Here is a 16,776-nt window from a genome sequence, read left to right on the forward strand (position 1 = left end):
CCCCCCCCCCCCGCCCCCCCCCCCCCCCCCCCCCCCCCCCCCCCCCCCGCCCCCCCCCCCCCCCCCCCCCCCCCCCCCCCCCCCCCCCCCCCCCCCCCCCCCCCCGCGGCCCGATGAGCAGCCCAAGCAAATAAACCTACCGGGCTCATGCCGGCCGCTTGCCCGGCCCGGGCAAGTACCTCAATATCCTCGACCAGGAGGATCACAATATCGCTATCCGGCCACCAGTCTTCCCAGAAAACAGCGGATAGCCCCAACCGACCGTGCATGGCTGCACGGAGGTGCTCGGCTCCCTGCGTCGTCGTACCTATCGCGATGTAGTTGGCCGGGCACATAGTGGAATGGATCCCACCCGGTGGACTCAAGAAAACATCTTCACGACTACCCGCACAGCGCAGCAGAGCACCACGAATCCGGCCCTCGGCGTCGCATTCCAGCACTTCGCGCGCGTGATGCGCGCCCGGGAGTTCGTGATGCGCGCCCAGACACTCACCCGGGCAAGCCCCGCCGGCGCCGCGCAGCACCCGCCAATGAGAGAGGTCCACGAAGCCGCGCCCGGCCTCCAGCTCGCGCTGCTCCACATAGGGATTGGTGTAAAAAGCAGCCACCCCGGCCGCGTCCCCTAGCCCGGGAACCGCACCGGGCCAGCGCAGCAGCGGGCTGGGTTTCACGATTCCGGTTGCGCTTCGGATGGCGCAGACTTCGGCTTCGCTTCCGGGCAATCGCTCTGGCGCTGAAGGCGGCCGGCCATATAGCTGCGCATCGGAACCCCGAAGGCGGCCATATCGTAAGCGTAGAAAAGCTCCGATTCCACGTAGCCACCCATGATTTGGCCGCCGGTATAGCTCGCGGCGGTGGGGGTGGCGGCGATGGCGTCCGCGACGATCTGGAATTGCGGGCCCTTAATGAAACCGGCCCAGGTCATGGCGTGGCCGGCGGAAGTGGCAATCATTCCTTCCAGCACGAAACGCCCCTCCGTCCCCTGGAGGTTATTCGGGGAAACGCGCAGGTAGCCTTCGAAGCTGGACCACTGCTGGCCTTTGGTCAGGGCCGCGTACATCCGCCCGCCGGGAACTTCGCGATCCACCGCCCCGGCCGGCTCTTGGGAAAGCCAGGTCGCGGAGCGCAGGCGCAGGTAGGGGCCGTGGTCGTCATTATCGATGCGCAATTCGTGAAGGTAACCGGCTGCGTCCACACCTTCGTATTCGAGAAGGCCAGCGCCGCGCCAGGTATCAACGAGCCAGGCCATCGGATAGGTTTCCGGGCTGAGATTTTCAGGGATTGCAAAGACCATATGCTCAGGTTACCCGCCCCGACCGGGTGCCGCCCAAAGTTCCAGGCACACGCGACCCGCGGCGGCCGGAGCCCATAGCTAGTGATATTTTCCCACGTCGGAGCGAAAAAGTCTTCATTTTTCACGCTTGGCCCGAAAGTCCGAGGAAAAGTTTCCGATTGCCCGTGCTCTTGTTATTCTGAAGCCACGGTGCCGGACCTTGAAAGCCCCGGGCTCCAACTAGCGCCGCTACGAGCGGCATTCGCGCCGTCAGGCGCTCTCAGGTCCGGCACCCTTTTCTTGCCCGATCTCACCGCCGCGCAATACACGTTTCGCCCCGTAATGAACTATCCTTGAAACGAGTCGTTCATCGATTGTTCATGTCCCCGAAACGAGGAATTCACGTGGGGTTATTCTCTAAATTCTCGCGTTCCACGCGGGTTTTCGACCTTATTGGCGCCCAGGCGGCGCATCTTCCCATTGCCGCCGCGGGCCTCGCGCAGCTCATGACCGCACCGGTTCACGAGCGCGGAGAGTTGCAACAGCAGCTGCACACCATCGAAAACAATGCAGATGAGTCAAATCACGCACTCCTCAAAGTGGTAAATAGGTCTTTCGTCCTCCCTTTCGACAGGGAGGATCTTTATGCCCTGACCACCGCTATCGATAATTGCGTGGACCTCATGGACGAGGTCGGGGAAAACGTGGCCTTTATGCGCCCCCTCACCCTCCCCGATAGCGCGCCGACGGTGGTGGATATTCTCAAGACCTGCGCCCGTCTCTCCTCGGATATTCTCGCGCATTTCAACCCCACTTCCCCGGATACTCGCGAATACTGGGTGGAAATTAACCAGCTGGAAAACAAGGGCGATTCCCTCTACCGTTCCACTCTCGCCTCGCTCTTTGAAAACGCCACCGACGCCATTGAATTGCTGCGCGTCAAACTGGTGGTGGACACTCTCGAGGACACCGTCGACGCTTTCGAGACGCTCGCCGCCGTGGTCGAGCGCATTGCCCTCAAGGAGTCCTGATTTTGTCCGAGTTGCTCTTTTTGGTGGGCACCGTCGTCGTCATTAGCCTCATTTTTGACTTCACTAACGGTTTTCACGACGCCGCGAATGCCATCGCCACCTCGGTAGCCACCCGCGCATTGACGCCCGGGGTGGCCCTCGCGATGGCAGCCGTCATGAACTTCCTCGGCGCGATGCTCGGCACGAAAGTAGCCGAAACAATCGGCTCCGGCATCGTTGATATTACCGAGCTGGAAAAAATAACCGGCCTCACCCTGGTACTCGGCGGACTGGCCGGCGCGATTGGCTGGAATCTTATTACCTGGTGGCGCGGGCTGCCGTCCTCGTCTTCACACGCACTTATCGGCGGGCTGGCCGGCGCCGGTATTGCCTCCCTGGCCACCGTGCATTGGACGGTTATTTTCGACCGTGTGGTGGTGCCGATGATCGTTTCCCCCGCGGTTGGTTTCCTGCTGGCCTATCTCATTATGAAAGTGGTGCTGCGTCTCCTCACGGAGGCCCCCTACCACACCACGATGCATCGCTTCCGTTACGCTCAGACGGTTTCCGCTGCCATGGTGGCCCTCGGGCACGGCCTCCAGGACGCCCAGAAAACAATGGGCGTGATCGTGCTGGCCCTCACGGCCGGCGGTTTCCACAATCTTGAAGACGGCATCCCCACCTGGGTGAAACTGGCCGCGGCCGCCGCGATTTCTTTGGGGACCGCGACCGGCGGTTTCCGCATTATGAAGACGCTCGGCTCAAAAATTATTGATTTGGATCCGGCTCGCGGTTTCGTTGCGGAAAGTGTAGCCGCGAGCGTTCTTTATACGACGGCGTTTGTATGGGCCGCCCCGATTTCGACGACGCATACCATCACCTGCGCCATCATGGGGGTCGGTGCCACGAAGCGACGTTCGGCAGTGCGCTGGTCCGTGGCCGGTAACATTGCCACCGCTTGGATCCTCACGATCCCGGCCGCCGGTGCCCTGGCAGCGGTTGCTACGTGGTTGCTGCGCATGGTACTGATCTAGACGTATCTACGCATCTCCGCCCGGCCCGCGCTAACCCCGCGGGCGAGCACCACACCACGCGCACGCTGCACAGAGGTGAGGCGGCGGGCCGGTGCGGCGTCGTCGTACTTATATAGCATCCACAACATAACTGTGCCGCGCAGGATCATTCCCGCGCGGCACAGTTCGCAAGGTAAACAGCTAAGATTTAGCCGGTTTAACCGAAACGCCCGGAGACGTAATCTTCGGTTTCCTTATGGGTCGGGTTGGAGAAAATCTTCTCCGTCTGGTCGAACTCCACGAGGTGCCCGGGCTTGCCGGTCCCGGCAATATTGAAGAAGCCGGTCATTTCCGAGACGCGCGCAGCCTGCTGCATATTGTGCGTCACGATCACGATTGTGTATTCCTCTTTGAGGCTGTTCATGAGGTCCTCAATCGCGAGGGTGGAAATCGGGTCGAGGGCCGAACACGGTTCGTCCATGAGGAGCACCTCGGGCTTGACCGCGATGGCGCGGGCAATGCACAGGCGCTGCTGCTGGCCGCCGGAAAGCGAAGAACCCGGCTTATCGAGGCGGTCCTTCACTTCTTCCCAGAGGTTGGAGCCGCGCAGCGAACGCTCCACGATCTCATCCGCATCGGACTTCTTGATCTTCTGCGAATTGAGCCGCATCCCCGCCAGCACATTGTCACGAATCGACATGGTGGGGAAGGGATTGGCACGCTGGAAGACCATGCCCACGTGCTGGCGGACGGTTACCGGATCCACGCCGGGGCCGTAGATATTATTGCCGTCGATGAAGACATCGCCGGTCACGTACGCGCCGTCGATCACTTCATGCATACGGTTGAGGGAACGCAAGAAAGTGGACTTGCCGCAACCGGACGGCCCGATGAGCGCGGTAACCGAATTCGGCTTAATATCCACATTGACGTTCTCCACGGCGAGGAAATCACCGTAGTAGATGTTCTCGTTACGAACACTAATTCCCTGAGGCACTGTTTTTCCTTTCGGCTGCCGCGTTAGCGGCCCTTCGGGGCGAAGATATGAGCAATCAAGCGCGCCAGCAAGTTGAATACCAGCACGATAAACACCAAGACGAGCGCGCCGCCCCAGGCCAGATCGAGGTTATTGGCCTTGAACTGCGAGTAAACGAAGACCGGCAACGTCATCATCGGGCCGTTGAACAAGGAATAGTTGAACGTATCCGAGACGGAGGCGGTAATCATCAGCGGGGCCGATTCGCCGATCACGCGGGCGATGGCGATCACGCAACCGGAAACAATACCCGGCAGCGCGGTCCGCAGCACCACCTTGATAATAGTGCGGGACTTCGTCACTCCCAGCGCGTAGGACGCTTCGCGCAATTCATTGGAGACGATGCGCAGCATTTCTTCGGTATTGCGCACCACGATCGGCGTCATAAGAACAACAAGGGCGACGGCGCCCATGATGCCATTGCGGAACCCGAGCGCGGGGGCGAGCACCGGAACAATCGCCGCGGCAAAGAGACCGGCCACGATAGAAGGGATGCCCGTCATGATATCGACCAGGAAGGTCACCGAGCGCCCGAACCAGCCGCCCCTATTGTATTCCACCAGGTAGATGGCCGTCAGAACACCGAGCGGAATGGCGATGAGCGCCGTAATGCCGGTAATAATGAGCGTGCCCACGATGGCGTGGCCGAGACCGGGCTGAGCGCCGGGCAGGGACATGCCGAGGGTGGAATTATTGAGGAAGGAGTAGCTGAGAACCGGAAGGGCTTCCACGATCACCGTGTACAGCAGCGAGAGCAACGGAAGAACCGCGAGCGCAAAAGCACTGGTGATGAGCACGGTTGCCATGCGGTTGGCGCCGCGGCGCGGGCCTTCTACCGCGTACCCGACAATGCGGATAACGAGGAAGAAGACAAGGAGTCCCACCAGGACCGCGCCGAAAAGCGAATCCGCTTTGAAACCGAAGTGGAAAAGTAGCCAGGAAGCCAGCATGCACACGATGAGCACGGCCCAGTTGAAGAACTTGGGCAGGCGCCCGTATTCGGAGGCGAAGATCGGCGTGCCTTCGCTAACAGCCGGCTCGACCGGAATAGCGTGCGCTCCGCCGTCGGGTTGGCCGGCGGGTGTCTGTGTCACGTCAGTACTCATTAGGCATTCGCTCCTGAGAATTCTGCGTACCGGGCCAGAACGCGCCGCGCCAACCAGTTGACCACGAAGGTCAGGGCGAAGAGCATGAGGCCGATACCGATAAGGACCTGGCGCTGCAGACCGGGATGAGCTTCAGGGAAGTTCAGGGCGATCTGGGAGGCGATGGTGGAGTGCTGGCCCGGGGAGAAGAGGTTGAAGTTCACCTGCAGACCCGCCGAGAGCACCATAAGGAGCGCCATCGTTTCGCCCAGGGCGCGCCCCAGGCCCAGCATAGCCGCGGAGACGATACCGGAACGCCCCACCGGGAGCACGGTCATCTTGATCATTTCCCAGCGGGTGGCGCCCAGGCCAAGGGCCGCTTCTTCCAGCAGCTTTGGCGTCTGGAGGAACACTTCACGGCACAGCGAGGTGATAATCGGGAGGATCATAATGGCCAGTACCAGGCCGCCCATCATGATGTTACGGGCCGGCGGCGTGAAAGCCACCAGGCTGGGCTGCAAGGGCCACCAGTCAAATTGGGCCAGTCCGCCTTCTTCACCCATGAATGGAACGTGATCCACCCACCACTGAAGAGGCGGTGTGAGCACATTGGAGACCCATTCGAAAACGGGGCGCACAATCGGTTCGAGAGTGCGGATGCCCCACAGGCCGAAGACGACCGAGGGAATGGCCGCGAGCAGGTCAATAATGTAACCGAGGACGGCGGCGAAGCGCCGGTGTGCGAAATGCGAAATGAACAGCGCAATCGCCACTGCGAAGGGCACAGCAAGGGCGAGAGCCAGGAGTGCGGAAAGCACGGTGCCGAAGAGGGCCGCCCCGGCGTATTGCCAGAATCCCATCCCCTTCGTAAAGTCTGCTGTCCCTGAGATTTCTTCCTTACCGGCAATGAATGCCGGATATGACTCGAGGAGCAGGAAGATGAAAACGGCACCCAGGATGAGGATGATGAATGCTCCAGCACCGATGGCTAGGCCGTTGAAGGTTGTGTCTGCAACGCGGCGACGCGCGCGTTTGCTCGGGCGGGCCGGCACTGCAGTCTGACCCACCTCCGGGGAGGTTTCCTGAGCATTACGCTCAAGAACCTCCCCGGCTGCGTTATCTCGTTCAGTCATATCGACTTTCAGATAGAGGTATTCGGTTGTCTAACCGGTGCTTACTTGATGGTATCGATAACGGCCATGGCCTGCGTGCGCAGGGTTTCCGAAATCGGGGCGTTACCACCGTTGGCGGCGAAGGCGGCCTTCTGGCCCTCTTCAGAGACGACGTAGGTGAAGAACGCCTTGACCAGTTCACCGGTGGAGGCATCCTTGTATTCCTGGCAGCCGATGAGGTAGGAGAGCATGACGACCGGGTAGGCACCCTTGACGGAGCCGTCACGCTTGAGGTCCTTGTTGAGGAGGGTATCCGTGGCGCCTTCGGCGGCCGGGGAGTCATCCACCACGCGGGCGGCGGCTTCCGGTTCGGGACCGATGAACTCATCGCCAACCTTGACCTTCACCGGGGTGAGGGTTTCAATCTGGGAGTAGTCGGCGTAGATGATCGAGTTCGGGGTGGAAAGCGCCAGCTGGACCACGCCGGAGGTGGATTCGGCGGACTGACCACCCTGGATCGGCCAGGTTTCTTCCGAGCCGTAGGTCCAGACCTCGGGGGCAGCTTCTTCCAGGTAGGACTGGAAGTTACCGGTGGTGCCGGACTTTTCCGCGCGGTGGATCGGAATAATGGTTTCGTCCGGGAGCTTGACGCCGGAGTTGGTGGCGGCAATGGCCGGGTCGTTCCACTTCTCAATCTGGCCGGAGAAGATCTTCGCGATGGTGGGGGCATCGAGCTTGAGCTCCTTGACACCTTCGAGGTTCACGGCGATCGCGATGGGGGAAATGTAGACGGGCAGTTCCACGGCCACATCGGTCTTGCAGGCGTTGGAGACCTTGGTAAGTTCTTCGGCCTTGAGAGCCGAATCCGTGCCAGCGTACTGCACCTGGCCGGAGAGGAACTGCTGGCGGCCGGTGCCCGAGCCGGTGGGCTCGTAATTGACGGTCACGCCCGAGTTCGCAATGGTGAAGTTATCGCGCCAGGCCTGCTGCGCCTTCTGCTGCGAGGAGGCACCGGAACCGGAGATAGTACCCGAGAGGTTCGAGCCGCTATCCGCGGCCTGGGTGGTGGTGTCCCCCTTGGCGGCTTCGGTGGTGGCAGAAGTCGTTGCGTCCCCACCACAGGCGGAAAGGGTCAGAGCAAGAGCGGTGGCACCCGCAAGTGCCGAGATCTTCATGGTCTTCACTGTTTAATCCTTGCGTGTTCAGGAACGCCCGTTTCGGCGCTCGCTGGTTCGAGCCTAGGAAGCGTGGGTTACGGTGACCCGCACCGGAGGTAAACAGAAGGTTAACGAGCTTGTAGCATGTCTCACAGAGCGCTCTGGGTATGTGGCTGGCTGTGCGGGCCCGTTGGGCACACGGGGTACACAGGGCACGCTCACGGGAACAGCCTGCACGCTGGTCGCTAGAGACACGGCCGCTAGATACACGGCCGCTAAAGCTCGGTGTGGACGGGGCGGAAGCGCTCGACGTCTACCGCGCGCTTGTCTTTCATATGGACGACGAGGATTTCTCCGGTTTTGAGGTAGGGATCTTCCTCGGGGAGCTTTTCGCGCACGTGGTGGCCGCCGTGTTTTTTAACGACGTCGATAACAGTGCTCAGGGTGGGGCGATGCAAGCTGACCGCCGCGGGAGCACCGCTGTCTGTTAGTACCCCTTCGATGGTTTTACGCACTCCGCCGGGGTTCTTCGCGTGGGAGTGTTCGGTGAGGGCGGCGACGCAGGTGAGGGAAACTCCGGAAGCCTGCGCGTAGGGGGCGATGGTGGCGGTGCAGCGCTGCCAGGGGGAGGAAACGAGCCGGTCCACGCCGTATACGCTGAGCACCGCGCTGATGGTGCGAGCCCGCGCGGCTCCGTGCGGGGTGAGGGGCCGGGTTTTTTCACTTCCGTTCCAGGCCGAGCGTTTTTGGGCGCGGGCGTGGCGCACTAGCAGCACCGCACGGGTGGTGAGTTCCCCGCGTTCCCAGTATTTCAGGACGCGTTTGAGCATGGCACGTTCGTCTTTATAACTGAGTTTTTCGAGGGCGGTTTCCGCGTTCATCCAGCGTGATCGGGTGATTTCGCCGGGGTGGGCCTTGGGGAATTCCGGGCGGGCGGCGACTGGCCGGGAGCGCGGTGTGAGCGGGCGGGCCACCCAGTAAAAGACCCGTTTCTTTTTCCCCGAGGAGAGGGTGTAGCCAATGGAGGGCAGGGGGCGCTGCAGGGCGATATATTCGCCGGTTTCTTCGTAGACTTCCCGTACGGCTGCCATGCGCGGGCCTTCGCCGGGCTTGTATTTACCCTTGGGGAAAGACCAGTCTTTATAGCTATCCCGGCGTACGAGTAGCACCTGGAATTCGCCTGCTTTTTTGCGCCATACAACGGCGCCAGCAGCATGAACGCTGCCCATCACTCCCCCTTCGGCATAGTCGTTACGGATATGTGCACACCCGCGGTTGTCCCGCGAGGCCCTGGCCGCGGCTTACCCGGCAGATTCTGGGCCGGACCGCTGCCGGCGGGCCGGGCCGGCCCAGGTTTTCTAGTCCCCTCCTGCCACGCGTGAGCGTGCCTGCTTCATGAGCAGCTCCTGGATATCGACGAGCGGGCGGCCCTTCGGGCTGAGGTTGTGACGCACCCACCCGTCCGGGCCCAAGTGCCACGAGCTGGTGGTATCCGCGGTGGCAACATCCACAAGCTCTACCAGGCGATCCACCATATCCGGATCCGTGATCTTGATAAGGGCTTCGATACGCCGATCTAGGTTACGATGCATGAGATCGGCGGAGCCGATGAAGACATCCGCGTCGCCGTCGTTACAGAAAGCGTAGATACGCGAGTGCTCGAGGTAGCGCCCCAGAATGGAACGAGCCTTGATATTATCCGAGAGCCCGGGGATGCCGGCACGCAGGGCGCAGATTCCGCGCACCTGGATGCTGACTTTCACGCCAGCTTGGCTGGCCCGGTAGAGGGCGTCGATCATGGCTTCGTCCACGATGGAGTTGACTTTGAATTTCACCCACGCGGGTTTGCCGGCGTTCTTGTTTTCAATTTCGCGTTCGATCCGGTCGATAAGCCCGGAGCGGATGCCGGTGGGCGCCACGAGGAGCCGGTGGAAGCGTTCCTGCCGGGAGTAGCCGGAAAGCTGGTTGAACAGCCGGGTGAGATCCTGGCCTACATCCCGGTTGGAGGTGAGCAGGCCCAGATCCTCATAGCCGCGGGCGGTTTTCGGGTTGTAGTTGCCGGTACCCACGTGGCAGTAGCGGCGCAGGCCATCGGATTCTTGGCGAACCACCAGTGCGAGCTTGCAGTGGGTTTTCAGCCCGATCATTCCGTAGACCACATGGACCCCGGCGCGCTCTAGCTTGCGCGCCCACTCAATATTGCGCTGCTCATCGAAACGTGCCTTGATCTCCACGATGGCGAGGACCTGTTTCCCGGCGCGGGCCGCGCGGATGAGCGAATTGACGATAGGGGAATCCCCCGACGTGCGGTACAGGGTTTGTTTAATGGCCAGGACTTGCGGATCCGCGGCTGCCTGGGCGATGAATTGCTGCACCGAGGTGGAGAAAGATTCGTAGGGGTGGTGAAGCAGCACATCATGATCACGCAGCTTGGCAAAGAAATCCGCGGGTTTGGCTGATTCGGCATCGGTGAGCCCCGTAGGCGTGACCGGAACGTACTTGGGGTATTTGAGCCCGGGCCGATCCAGATCGTGAAGCTGCTCCAGGGATTGTAAATCCAAGGGCGCGGGTAGGCGGTAGGTATCAGAGGAGCTCACGCTCATTTCCTTCTGGAGGAAACTGAGGGTGGCATCATCCATATCCTCATCTACCTCCAGGCGCACCACCGGCCCGAAGCGCCGCCGGAGCAATTCGCGTTCCAGCGCGGTGAGGAGGTTTTCTGCGTCATCTTCTTCGACTTCGAGGTCCTCATTACGGGTGACCCGGAAGGTCGCGTAGCTCTGCACATCCATACCGGGGAAGAGCTCACCCAGGTGGTGCCCGATAAGTTCCTCCAGGGGCAGGAATTCAATATCGCTACCGGCCTCCACCGGAACGTTTTCCGGACTGTAGGCAGTGCCATCTTCTCCAATCATGAGGAAACGCGGGAGCAAATCCGGCACTTTCACCCGCGCAAAAGCGGAGGAACCGCGCCGATCCTTGAGGACGACGGCGAGGTTGAGGGACAGACCCGAGATATACGGGAAGGGATGGGAGGGATCCACCGCGAGCGGGGTGAGGACAGGGAAGATCTCATCCTTGAATAGCTTGGAGAAGCGCTGCTGTACCTGCGCATCTAGCTCATTCCAGCGGCGGATGAAAACGCCCTGGCCTTCGAGTTTAGGCTTGATATCCTCCGAATAGACTTTCGCTTGACGCGCGGTCAGTTCATGGGTGCGTTCCGCGATGCCTTTCATCACCTGGCGCGGGGTGAGGCCGGATGCGGCCACCACTCCGATGCCGGTATCAATACGGCGCTTGAGACCAGCCACCCGCACCATGAAGAACTCATCGAGGTTCGAGGAGAAAATGGAGAGGAACCAGGCGCGTTCCAAGAGCGGCAGGGTTTCATCTTCTGCCTGCTCCAGCACCCGCTCATTGAAAGCCAGCCAGGAGAGTTCCCGATCCGCGAAACGACCTTCGGGAAGCTGGGATTCCTCCGGGGCTTTCGCGGAGCGTTTGGCGAGTTTGCGGGATTCCTTAGCCATATCCGTGAGGGATTTCGTGGAGACCGGGGAGCCGAGCCGCACCGCCTGCAGGAAAGTTTCGTGCGGGGTGGGTTCCACAGCGCTGGCACCCTCCCGGGCCGCCAGGCGAGCACGGGTGGCGGAGAGGGCCGGTTCGGGTTGCAATTCATAGCGAACATGCCGTTCCGCCTGCGTGAACCCAGCTTTTCCGTAGACGTGCACCGCGGCGGAATTCGCGGCATCAACGTAGAGAATGCAGCGCGAGAAGCCCCGCGAGCCAGTTGTAACAAGGGCCCAAGCGGTCAGGAGCTTCCCGATGCCCTTGCCGCGGTGTTCCGGTGCCACCGCGAGAACGTAGAGTTCCAGCACATTCGCTTCGCTCGGTTCGCTGGCCGCATTGGCTTCACCCGCAGCCGATGCGCCAGCCGTGCCCGCAGCACCAGAGCCACCCCCAAGCACATTCGGCTTGAGCCACACAAAACCAACGAGTTCACCTTGGGAGCGCGCCGTTACTAGGAGTTCCGGCGTGAACCAGGGCGCTTCCATACGTTCGCGCAGATCCTCCGCGGTGAGCTGGCCCTGATCGGGCAGATCTGCAAAAGCCTCCGCATTGAGGCGCGCAATATCCTCCAAATCAGCGGCAGGATCCACCGGAGCCAGTACGATCCCCGGCAAAGTCCACAGCGCGGGAGCAGGATTTTCTTCCGTAACCGGACGTTCCAAAACGAGGAGGGTACGCCCTGGGTAGAGCTGGGAAGATGCCGCGAGTTCCTGCGCGGCGGGCAGATCCCCGTGCGCCCACACCGCGGTTTCCCCCGCATCCAGAACGGTGCGTAGCAATTCCTTACCGGCACCCTTGCCGCGGGCCTCCGGGCGCACGGCCAATTCCACATCCCCGGTGCGCCCGGAATGAGCCACCCCGACCACGGGATCCCCGAGAGTCCACACCCGCGAACTTTCCGCACCCGCGGCAATATCAAGAAGGGTTTGCTCACTGAAAGGCACAACACCATCCGCCGCGAAGCATTCCTGGGCGAGCTGATTAAAAAGCGCGGCCTGGTCCGGCTGCGGTGATCCGCTAACGATACTCATAGGAGGGCTCCTTTTTCCTGCTACCTCTTAACCGTAGTCGATCACTACGACAGAAAAGTTACGTCCAAGCAAACGAACGACGGCGCAGCGCCCCTCCGCCAGAGGGGCGCCCTCCCCGAGACCGTGAATTCCCGAGCGGGGCAGCACTGCTACCGAAACGGAGCACTTCCCGCAAATGCAGATCGGCTCCCCTCCCGGAACGGCACAGCTCCGCTAGGAAAGCGTGCCACGCACCGCCCGGGCTCCGGCCGCGCGGAATTCCCGCGCCGTTTCCAGCAGCGCAGCATCGCGGCGCGTCACCGGCGTGGCCAGCGGGTGCTCATCAGTCGGGATCCAGAGCGGATCCACTTCGGCAAGGGTGTCACACAGGCGAGCCGAGCTGGCTAGCACTTCCGCGAAGTCCCCGCCGAAAGAACCGGCGAACACCTCATCCCAGCTGGATTGCACCTCCCCGAGAGTGGGGGTTTTCTCCAGTTTCTCCACTCCATCAGCTCCCTGGGAGCCGAGCTTTTCCCGCGCGGCGGTGAGCCGCGCGGCGGCGTCGTTCGGGAAACGCCGCAACCATTCGCGCAGCAAGTAGCCGCGCCACAGCATTCCGGGAAGGGTGTCTTCCGGGGAGCGGGCCCATGCTTCGGCGATGACGTCGATACCTTCGGTGGCGACGAGGTCGAGCACGCGGGCACGTACCTCCGGATCTTCGGTATGGTAACCGGAGCCGGGCAGCAGCGCCTGGGCCGCGGTGTGGGCAAGCTCGCTGTGGTAGGCGACGTCCGCTTCACCTTCGATCGACTCGAGCTGGTCCGGTTTCATCTGGGCCGGACGGCGAAAACTGCTAGCCATAATTTTTCCTCCACTCGCTCGGGGCGCGCCAGTGCGCTCGCTCACTCCTCTATTGTCGCACCTCAAAGCGGGCCTTAGTGCGGCTATGAGCTGTTTTCCGCCGATTACGTAAAGGAGTTCCGGGATGCGGATTTCCACACAAATTCGACCCTACTTTTACCACCGGGCCAAAGCGCGCTACACTACTTCGTGGGCCTCTAGCTCCAACGGTCAGAGCACTGGACTTTTAATCCAAGGGTTGTGGGTTCGAATCCCACGGGGCCTACCATTTTCAGACAGGGAACGCTCGCGTTCCTTTTGCGCGATTTCAATCGACTCTTCCGGCATAAGCTCGCTTAGCGGAACACCTAGGAACGCGGCAGTCCAGGCAAGGTCCCGAGCAGACCAACCAACATGACCGCCAACTTTACGACTAATCACAGCCCTCTTCAGACCCAAATACTCACCAAGCTCCGACTGAGTCTTCCCGCACCGCTTAAGCCAAACCATCACACGCTCGCCGATGTATTGATCGGTATTGACGGTCTCTAAGTAGGAATCACTAACAACACTCATAGGGCAACCATAACAAGTAGTGTTACTTAGATGCAACACCAGCACTTGACTTAACGCTCTCCACCGCCGCATAATTTCACCGAACGTTACGATAAGTAAACTTAGGTGAAAGATGTTGACATGGAGCTTCTGACTACCGCCGATGTCGCGAATTGCGTAGGGGCGAGTCGCATATCCGTACTCAATTGGTGTAAATCCGGGAAGATCACCGCGTTCAAGCTCCCCTCTGGAAAATGGCGCATCCCCAAGTCGGAGGTTGATCGTATTCTCGCGCCGGTTGCGGAGAATGCTTCGCTGACGGCGGCGAGTGAGGTCTGTGCGGAGGTTCCTGGCCAGTTGGAAATTTTCGGGTAAAAAAGGGGAGCTAGTCATGACTGCGAAGCCTGCCGATGTGACTACCGGAGTTCGTGTTATTGATGTTGATCTCATCACGCCTCCTACCCTTAGTAATCCTTGTAACGGGGAAGTGATGGGGCAAATCTGGTTTTACGTTGCCCTTGATGCTGGCTTGATCGGGCAAATACGTAATGGGCGGGTTATCAGCGAAGGTGACTACGTCCGGATCACCTCCGGTTTTCACCCCCGAGTCAGGGACGGGCGTATCGAGCTTGGCTACCGGCCCGACATGGAGCCTGGGAAAGCCGAGATCGCCCCTGGCTGGGCGGTGTTGGAGATGCGTTACTTCACGCAAGCTGATGGTGAGTGGATTGACCATATCGTGCCGGTAGAGCAAGTAGACATCCTTCTTGAGTTTCTTATGCCGTATGTGTGGGATGTTCAGTGGGGTGAGTATCGCATGTTTTATGCTCCGGATTTCGAGGTCACCCAGGTCAAGGCTTTTACCTCCCCGCGGTTCTTTTCCGGGGACGCGATTCGTAAGTCTGCTTATCCAGCCGAGCTTGTCTATAAGTGGTTGAGCGAGACAGGCGGGGATGCGTCATGAGTTACTTACTCGGTTCCTTTCGTGATGAATGTGAAACAGTTGGGACTAGATACACGGATCAGAGTATTTGGGCCTCCGGCGGCAAGTGTGGGGGTCCCGACCGTCATGACCCATGCGCCTGGGACGAGGCCAGCTTCTTTGAGATCGATATCTTTAGAAAACTCTTGGGTCAAAAAGATGTCGTCTTTATTGGTGATGTTAATGAAAGCAAGACCAGCGCGTGCCGGATTCACGGATGTGACACGTCCGTAATAGACACCGAGTTCACCTACCTTCACACCATTTTCGAGACGGTGAACAGCCTGTCCGATGAGAGCATCAATGGTTCCTTGATCGGTTTTTATCCGAAGTCGGTCTTTGCTGTACTTACCGAGCTTGTTCTCTATCGCGAGGGCGAGGAGCGTGTGGAGTACGGTGACGTGCTTGGTGCTGCCACTGCCTTGTCCTGTCGTCACGGAAAAGCGGTAGTCCTGCGCTTGCCCGCTCTCGACATCACTTCTACTACCTCTACGGTTTTTAGAGGATCGGTTACTGCTCAGGTCCATATTGATTTTGAGGTGCTGAGCGGTTTCATATTTTTCGATTATTTTTGTGTTCTCGTCTGGTGTTTTTCGATTCTTGTTTCCCGCATAACGGTCACACCCGTTAATATGGCCCCTGCTTTTCCAGTAGGGGCGGGGTTTACCGCCCGCGAGGGAATGCGGTTTTGTGTTGACCGGCGTAACCGGAGCGTTGCAGGGGAAACCACGCAGGTCGTGGCCTCCGCAAATCATGACGGGTGGTTCGCCGGCGTCCACCCATTCCTTCACGGTCCATTCTTCGTATGTTTCCCTATTGAGTGCTTTATACATGCGTTATTCTTCCCTTCCATCTCCGTTGATAGAGGTTTCTTCTTCACTCTTATTATGCGTGTGGCGGTTGGGATGCGCGTCGTTTGGCGCGCGGGTTGGCTGGCCCTTGGTACTCCTAGAGAGCCAGCCGACCCTAGTCTTACCGCACCGCTCGACTACCTCGACGAGAAGCGTGTGGTGTCTTCGTCGTCCGGTTTAGCATCCCGGATGGGCTGTGTCTCGTCCGCGTTCGGGTTGTCGGTGAAGATGACCGAGCCATTAATAATGATGTGCTCGGCGTTGATAACCACCCCAGGACGGGATACCCCTGGCGTGCTTGACTTGTCCGGCATGTGTCGCGTTTCCGGCGCGCCCGCTGTGGCTGGTTTTGGTCCGTATCCCCACAACGTGAGAGTGTTGGACCAGGCGGACATGGCGTTACTAACCGCGCTAACAAACAGGAAAATGATTTCCATAATCTCCCCTTTCGGGATTGTTGGTAGGGGCACGAGCGGGATTGCTCGCACTCGGAGGGAAACGGTCTGCGTTTTTGTTTCCCTCTGCTTAACTAGTGCGCTTTGCACGCACAACGTGCGGGCGTGTTTTCCGTCTCGTGTTTTGATAAAGAAAGGGAGGCATCACTGGCAACGGTGGTGTGGCTCGTCTCGGTGTTCCATACGAGTACGGGCAGGCATGGGCAGGGTCGGTGCGGGCACATTGGGTTCGCACCGGCCAGCCCAGCCTAATTGTGGCCCGCGCACAGTGCGCCGCAGGGAGGTGGCAGTATGAGCGATACGGGCTTGTTTTTCTCGGTTCGTTCTTATCCTGTGCTTCTTGAGCGCGATGTGGTTCTGGATCCGGATTTGTCGTATGAGGCACTGAGCGTGTGGGTGGCGATGCTGGCCATGCCTAAAAACGCTGAGCGGACAGTTAGTGCTCTTACTGGGCGTGGGTTTGGGCGCGACCGGGTTACCCGCGCTTTGAGCGAGCTTGAACGGTATGGCCTGGTGTATCGGTGGGAGCGCCGCGTCCCTGAGGGCCATGGGTTGCTCACGCAGGTTTTCGAGCGCCCGGCCTCGCCTTTGACTGCGTTTCGGTGTTTGCCGGTGAAAATCCGGCCGTTTGTCACGAGGTGTTTATCGGTTCCGGGTGTGGTTGTTGGTGAGTTGCGGGCGAGCCTGGCCGCCACACACACGCCCAGCCTGTCTAATACTGAAGCGTACTGGGTTTTGTTCCTACCTGTTTTTGAGAGGATTAGGAACATGTCTAGAAGGTATTCGCAAGAGTTTAAGGCCCGTGCGGTTCGGATGGTGGCTGGCCGTCT

17 protein-coding genes and 1 tRNA gene are annotated in these 16,776 nt (G+C 60.2%); 7 read left to right on the plus strand and 11 right to left on the minus strand.

Translation table 11 applies throughout. From position 1 onward, the window contains the following. The first annotated feature begins 263 nt into the window (after window positions 1–263). Window positions 264–626, plus strand: coding sequence for a hypothetical protein (locus PWJ82_RS08600; protein ID WP_274736219.1), 363 nt, complete (start codon window positions 264–266; stop codon window positions 624–626). 41 nt (window positions 627–667) lie between these two features. Here the strand turns inward: PWJ82_RS08600 and PWJ82_RS08605 are convergent, their stop codons facing one another. Continuing rightward, window positions 668–1,294, minus strand: coding sequence for an FABP family protein (locus tag PWJ82_RS08605; protein WP_274736220.1), 627 nt, complete (start codon window positions 1,292–1,294; stop codon window positions 668–670). Window positions 1,295–1,677: 383 nt separating this feature from the next. Here PWJ82_RS08605 and PWJ82_RS08610 point away from each other — a divergent pair, with 383 nt between their 5' ends. Together PWJ82_RS08610 and PWJ82_RS08615 are read left to right on the plus strand one after the other, a co-directional pair. Further along, window positions 1,678–2,304 carry a DUF47 domain-containing protein gene (locus tag PWJ82_RS08610; RefSeq protein ID WP_016442266.1) on the plus strand — a complete coding sequence of 209 codons (627 nt, stop codon included), beginning with the start codon at window positions 1,678–1,680 and terminating at the stop codon, window positions 2,302–2,304. Window positions 2,305–2,306: 2 nt separating this feature from the next. Beyond that, window positions 2,307–3,317, plus strand: a complete 1,011-nt coding sequence (locus PWJ82_RS08615; RefSeq protein ID WP_274736221.1) for an inorganic phosphate transporter — start codon at window positions 2,307–2,309, stop codon at window positions 3,315–3,317. Here PWJ82_RS08615 and PWJ82_RS08620 read toward each other — a convergent pair. From PWJ82_RS08620 to PWJ82_RS08655, 8 genes are all read right to left on the minus strand, one after another. Beyond that, a complete protein-coding gene (locus PWJ82_RS08620; protein ID WP_274736223.1) occupies window positions 3,314–3,445 on the minus strand; it encodes a hypothetical protein in 132 nt (43 codons plus the stop codon). The two genes, PWJ82_RS08615 and PWJ82_RS08620, sit on opposite strands and share 4 nt — an antisense overlap. Before the next feature lie 68 nt (window positions 3,446–3,513). Then, the gene (gene pstB, locus PWJ82_RS08625; protein ID WP_016442263.1) at window positions 3,514–4,293 is read right to left on the minus strand and encodes a phosphate ABC transporter ATP-binding protein PstB; all 780 of its coding nucleotides are present in this window, start codon (window positions 4,291–4,293) and stop codon (window positions 3,514–3,516) included. A gap of 23 nt (window positions 4,294–4,316) precedes the next feature. Further along, window positions 4,317–5,426, minus strand: coding sequence for a phosphate ABC transporter permease PstA (gene pstA / locus PWJ82_RS08630; protein WP_274736224.1), 1,110 nt, complete (start codon window positions 5,424–5,426; stop codon window positions 4,317–4,319). Window positions 5,427–5,437: 11 nt separating this feature from the next. Then, window positions 5,438–6,550, minus strand: a complete 1,113-nt coding sequence (pstC, locus tag PWJ82_RS08635) for a phosphate ABC transporter permease subunit PstC (RefSeq protein WP_274736226.1) — start codon at window positions 6,548–6,550, stop codon at window positions 5,438–5,440. Window positions 6,551–6,591: 41 nt separating this feature from the next. Then, on the minus strand, window positions 6,592–7,704 hold the full coding sequence (gene pstS / locus PWJ82_RS08640) for a phosphate ABC transporter substrate-binding protein PstS (RefSeq protein WP_039898602.1): 1,113 nt from the start codon (window positions 7,702–7,704) through the stop codon (window positions 6,592–6,594). 257 nt (window positions 7,705–7,961) lie between these two features. Beyond that, window positions 7,962–8,915 carry an NUDIX hydrolase gene (locus PWJ82_RS08645; RefSeq protein WP_274736228.1) on the minus strand — a complete coding sequence of 318 codons (954 nt, stop codon included), beginning with the start codon at window positions 8,913–8,915 and terminating at the stop codon, window positions 7,962–7,964. A 129-nt stretch (window positions 8,916–9,044) separates the two neighbouring features. Continuing rightward, window positions 9,045–12,284, minus strand: coding sequence for an RNA degradosome polyphosphate kinase (locus PWJ82_RS08650; RefSeq protein WP_274736229.1), 3,240 nt, complete (start codon window positions 12,282–12,284; stop codon window positions 9,045–9,047). A 213-nt stretch (window positions 12,285–12,497) separates the two neighbouring features. Next, window positions 12,498–13,124, minus strand: coding sequence for a hypothetical protein (locus PWJ82_RS08655; RefSeq protein WP_274736231.1), 627 nt, complete (start codon window positions 13,122–13,124; stop codon window positions 12,498–12,500). A 191-nt stretch (window positions 13,125–13,315) separates the two neighbouring features. On the opposite strand from PWJ82_RS08655, the gene PWJ82_RS08660 reads away from it, so the two are divergent. The 3 genes from PWJ82_RS08660 (at window position 13,316) to PWJ82_RS08670 (ending at window position 14,622) form a co-directional block, all read left to right on the plus strand. Then, a tRNA-Lys gene (locus tag PWJ82_RS08660) sits at window positions 13,316–13,392 on the plus strand. Window positions 13,393–13,799: 407 nt separating this feature from the next. After that, window positions 13,800–14,033 (plus strand): helix-turn-helix domain-containing protein, encoded by a 234-nt coding sequence (locus PWJ82_RS08665; protein ID WP_274736233.1) that lies wholly within the window; start codon window positions 13,800–13,802, stop codon window positions 14,031–14,033. 16 nt (window positions 14,034–14,049) lie between these two features. Then, entirely contained in the window at window positions 14,050–14,622 is a 573-nt protein-coding gene (locus tag PWJ82_RS08670; protein WP_274736235.1) for a hypothetical protein, read from the plus strand. 5 nt (window positions 14,623–14,627) lie between these two features. Here PWJ82_RS08670 and PWJ82_RS08675 read toward each other — a convergent pair whose 3' ends face one another. Next, window positions 14,628–15,473, minus strand: coding sequence for a hypothetical protein (locus tag PWJ82_RS08675; RefSeq protein WP_274736237.1), 846 nt, complete (start codon window positions 15,471–15,473; stop codon window positions 14,628–14,630). 155 nt (window positions 15,474–15,628) lie between these two features. Then, the gene (locus tag PWJ82_RS08680) at window positions 15,629–15,928 is read right to left on the minus strand and encodes a hypothetical protein (RefSeq protein ID WP_274736238.1); all 300 of its coding nucleotides are present in this window, start codon (window positions 15,926–15,928) and stop codon (window positions 15,629–15,631) included. Between the two features lie 309 nt (window positions 15,929–16,237). Here PWJ82_RS08680 and PWJ82_RS08685 point away from each other — a divergent pair. Further along, on the plus strand, window positions 16,238–16,776 hold a 539-nt coding region (locus PWJ82_RS08685; RefSeq protein ID WP_274736240.1), incomplete at its 3' end, for a hypothetical protein.

This window comes from Actinotignum schaalii (genome assembly GCF_028864145.1).
Lineage (GTDB): Bacteria > Actinomycetota > Actinomycetes > Actinomycetales > Actinomycetaceae > Actinotignum > Actinotignum schaalii_B.

What these genes read in the sequence shown, in the direction of transcription:
- PWJ82_RS08605 (WP_274736220.1), bottom strand. Translation starts at nt 1,294, where the DNA reads ATGGTCTTTGCAATCCCTGAAAATCTCAGCCCGGAAACCTATCCGATG.
- PWJ82_RS08620 (WP_274736223.1), bottom strand. Translation starts at nt 3,445, where the DNA reads ATGTTGTGGATGCTATATAAGTACGACGACGCCGCACCGGCCCGCCGC.
- pstC (WP_274736226.1), bottom strand. Translation starts at nt 6,550, where the DNA reads ATGACTGAACGAGATAACGCAGCCGGGGAGGTTCTTGAGCGTAATGCT.
- pstS (WP_039898602.1), bottom strand. Translation starts at nt 7,704, where the DNA reads ATGAAGATCTCGGCACTTGCGGGTGCCACCGCTCTTGCTCTGACCCTT.
- PWJ82_RS08645 (WP_274736228.1), bottom strand. Translation starts at nt 8,915, where the DNA reads ATGGGCAGCGTTCATGCTGCTGGCGCCGTTGTATGGCGCAAAAAAGCA.
- PWJ82_RS08650 (WP_274736229.1), bottom strand. Translation starts at nt 12,284, where the DNA reads ATGAGTATCGTTAGCGGATCACCGCAGCCGGACCAGGCCGCGCTTTTT.
- PWJ82_RS08655 (WP_274736231.1), bottom strand. Translation starts at nt 13,124, where the DNA reads ATGGCTAGCAGTTTTCGCCGTCCGGCCCAGATGAAACCGGACCAGCTC.
- PWJ82_RS08665 (WP_274736233.1), top strand. Translation starts at nt 13,800, where the DNA reads ATGGAGCTTCTGACTACCGCCGATGTCGCGAATTGCGTAGGGGCGAGT.
- PWJ82_RS08670 (WP_274736235.1), top strand. Translation starts at nt 14,050, where the DNA reads ATGACTGCGAAGCCTGCCGATGTGACTACCGGAGTTCGTGTTATTGAT.
- PWJ82_RS08675 (WP_274736237.1), bottom strand. Translation starts at nt 15,473, where the DNA reads ATGTATAAAGCACTCAATAGGGAAACATACGAAGAATGGACCGTGAAG.
- PWJ82_RS08680 (WP_274736238.1), bottom strand. Translation starts at nt 15,928, where the DNA reads ATGGAAATCATTTTCCTGTTTGTTAGCGCGGTTAGTAACGCCATGTCC.